The organism is Thermogutta sp. (assembly GCF_014359955.1).
GTDB lineage: Bacteria > Planctomycetota > Planctomycetia > Pirellulales > Thermoguttaceae > Thermogutta.
This window is the reverse complement of sequence record NZ_JACIYL010000511.1, coordinates 1-3,242: the sequence shown is the minus strand read 5'-3', so window position 1 is coordinate 3,242 and position 3,242 is coordinate 1. Positions and strand designations below refer to the sequence as shown.

Sequence of the window (3,242 nt, the reverse complement as noted above, 5' to 3'; positions counted from 1 at the left end):
GGACTCGACCACGCCTTCAGCAAGATCAGCCGCGCCAATCAACTTCCCCACGACGCGCTTATTGAACGTCGCTCGTTGCCGAGTATCAGTGACACCGGTATAGTTTAAACGTGGAGGCTGGGGCAACCGGAGTCGTGCTGTTTGTGCGCTGTGTTCAGCTCGGGTCGAAGAAACGTGGGTGAAGAAGGTTGAGGAGGATTAATCGAAGCTGTGCTCATACTGCTGACGAATGACGACGGAATCTATGCGCCAGGGTTGGCCGCTCTGTCTCGAGCACTCAAACAGTTAGGGGATGTGCAGGTGGTGGCACCCGCCACAGAGCAAAGCGGCGTGGGGCATTCCATCACTTATTTGCGGCCTCTCATTCTCAAGGAAGTTTTCCAGGGTGATGAACATTTTGGATTTGCGGTCGATGGTAGCCCCGCGGACTGCGTCAAACTTGGAGTGACGGAGTTGTGCCCTCGTCGCCCTGATGTTGTGGTCAGCGGAATTAATGTGGGACTCAACGCAGGCATTGCCGTGCTTTATTCGGGGACGGTCGCTGCGGCCATCGAGGGGGCGTTTTTCGGGATCACGAGTATCGCCGTATCGCTTCAGTTCGAGGAAAATCCCCCGTTCGACCGCGCAGCGGAAATCGCGGTGCAGATTATCGCCCAGTTGCTCGAGAAAAAGCCCGAGGGAAGTCGGCTTTTCAACCTCAACATCCCCACGGCGGCCGTGTTCGATCCGCAGCCAGAAGTGTGCGTTGTCCCTATGGATGTCCGTCAGTTCGGGGAGCGGTACGAGAAGCGCGTGGATCCGTGGGGGCGCACCTATTACTGGGCAACCGGCGAGCCGGCGCCCGAACCGGGCGACCACGGCACCGATCTTTCCGTGTTGGCTCAGGGGAAGATTGCTATCACGCCGCTTCACTTTGATCTCACAGCTCACAGCGCCCTGAAGGCTCTTGAAAAATGCCAGTTTTCTGTGCGACAGCCGCAGACGCGGGAAACCGGGCTCTCGGTTTCGGCACCACTGGTTGTGCGATCTACCCGGCGATTACAATCGATTGTGTCGCCAGACACTGATCAATCCTGAAAACGCTCACTGACGAGGTGTGGCCATGGCCCGATTCCGCTGGACGAGTTGGATTAACTGGGAGGCTGGAGTGGTCGGGCTGGTGTTCCTGATCGGGTGTTCGACAGGTTCCGACGACTCTTTTCGGGTGACACCCAAGCCGAGCGGTGGTGGGCAAGCGAGCACGGCACCGGCGCCGACATCGCCACCGTCGGCAAGTCCGAGCCCCTCTCCCACGGCCCAACAGCGACGCCCGGTGGCGATGCCGCCGGGAATTGCCCGTCCTGAGGACGTCACAAGTGATTTCGGAGCCGCTTCATCTCCCCCGAGCCCACCCAGCTCGCCACCGGGTTCGGCTGTGGTGCCGCCCCCGCCGACCAGTCCGCAGGCACTGCCGGCCGCCACTCAGGGGCAGTATGTGAAGGCAGATGTCGGGGTTGGCCAAAAAGGGCGGAGTCTCCAGCCCGGCTTCCTCACGACGCCTGTGTCGGTCTACTTCCGCAGCCAGGAACATATGGCGTTCCGGATCCAGGTTCCCCACGCTCTGCAGTTGTTCGAGGCTGAACACGGCCGAAAGCCGGAATCTCACGAAGAATTCTGGCGGGAGATAATCGAGAAGAATAATATTCAGCTTCCCAGGCTGCCGCCGGGCCACCGGTATGTGTACGACCCGCAACGGGGAGAACTCATGGTGGAGGTTCCGGCGGGATCACCGCCACCGTGATTGTTCGTAGAAAAGCGGGGAATATGGTCAACCCGGAGCCCGATCTGGCGGATTGCCACGCGGATTCTCAATCCGTTCGTCATTCTTTTCTCCCCGCGAGGAATGCTGAGTTTTTTACCTGATTGGCCTTTTCGGGGAATCCGGCCGGGCCTTGTGTTGACCGGGCGTGATCGTGTTCCCGCGAAAGAGCGTGGATCAAAGTCCGAGGATTACGGTTGCATCGCGACGTCCCGTAATTACGCTAAAAAAAGGGTGCTACGTGGGTGAACATCTCTTGACAGGTCGCGCATGCTTTCTTTTGGAAACTTTTTTCATCCGTGGACTTATCGTGGCGAGAACCCGGCCTGCCGCACGAAGGGCTCCACATGGCTTTTGCCGGTGTTCTTTCTGGGATGCGTGGTGTGCGCGGCACCGGGGGCGCGGGGCGAAAGTTGGATTTTTCAGCCTTCTTATTTCTCCCATAACGATCAGGGTGGCCGTGTAGCCCAATTTTCTCAGCCGCCTCAAATTGCGCTGCCTTACGCACCGAACTACGTCGTCAGCGGTTACCGCCATACCCGCGCGACGATCAGGGGAGCGGAGAGCTACGATCACCTCCACATCGTCAAAACGTGGGGACTGGGGGCGTATATCCGGCCATACGAGGAATGGGAATTTCCATTCCGACCGGGCGCGACGCCGTTCGGACCGTGGGGGAATCCTCAGGGGCCGTGGACTCTTCCGTTCCAGTCATGGGTCAACCCGTTTGCTTTAGGCCAGCTCCCGAACCCGCCCTGGTGGCTTTATTTCCCCTGGACGCCGGGTCTCATGATGCCTCCTCTCTCGCCACCTGCTGGTGGCTCGGGCAATCCGTGAGACGGGAACGATGCCAGGCACTTGTCTTGCCCTGCCCGAGTGTATCGGTCATGTGGGTTCTGTTTGTTGTAGGGCGGAGCACGGCCCCAGTTCATTCTGCCGATAGAAACGCCCGACTGATAGCGAAGAGGGCATCTTCGCTTGACGGTTCGCATTTTTCGGGCTTGGGTGGCCGGTCCGACCGGCGAGTGACCTTATGGGCGACAACGAACAGAAACCCCAGGAACAACCGAAGCCGCCGCCGCCAACACCGATCCTCAACCAGGTTATCCTGGCTGTCATCGGCCTGTTGCTTGTTCTTTCGCCGATTGTCGTGCTTTCGGGTTCAGGATCCATAGCGGCCATGTTGGCAAAAGTCTTGTCGGGAGAGCCGGTGCTCACCTCCCTGGGAATGGGCAATGGCTCCGCCGGTAACACTGTCTCCCCGCAAGAAGAGGAGGTCGGTCTACCACCGATAGTGGATATGAGCGAAGTATTCCGCTTCGATATATCCCCTGATTGGGTGGTTACACGGTTTCCGCGCGTGACCACCGGACTGGCTATTTTGAATTTTCAGGGCTACCGAGTTCCGCTTGTGACCGGTACCGCTGAGGACGATCTGGTCGGG

4 protein-coding genes are annotated in these 3,242 nt (G+C 59.0%); all 4 read left to right on the top strand.

Annotated features, from left to right (window positions below; all coding sequences use genetic code 11):
- The first annotated feature begins 210 nt into the window (after positions 1–210).
- Entirely contained in the window at positions 211–1,077 is an 867-nt protein-coding gene (gene surE, locus H5U08_RS13715; protein ID WP_297034150.1) for a 5'/3'-nucleotidase SurE, read from the top strand.
- A gap of 25 nt (positions 1,078–1,102) precedes the next feature.
- Positions 1,103–1,780, top strand: coding sequence for a hypothetical protein (locus tag H5U08_RS13710; protein WP_297034148.1), 678 nt, complete (start codon positions 1,103–1,105; stop codon positions 1,778–1,780).
- 288 nt (positions 1,781–2,068) lie between these two features.
- Entirely contained in the window at positions 2,069–2,635 is a 567-nt protein-coding gene (locus tag H5U08_RS13705) for a hypothetical protein (protein ID WP_297034146.1), read from the top strand.
- 196 nt (positions 2,636–2,831) lie between these two features.
- A partial coding sequence (locus H5U08_RS13700; protein ID WP_366494588.1) for a DUF6690 family protein occupies positions 2,832–3,242 on the top strand: 411 nt, incomplete at its 3' end.

Bases quoted from the DNA above. Each gene is read 5' to 3' on its own strand.
- H5U08_RS13710 (WP_297034148.1), top strand. From the start codon at position 1,103: ATGGCCCGATTCCGCTGGACGAGTTGGATTAACTGGGAGGCTGGAGTG.
- H5U08_RS13705 (WP_297034146.1), top strand. From the start codon at position 2,069: ATGCTTTCTTTTGGAAACTTTTTTCATCCGTGGACTTATCGTGGCGAG.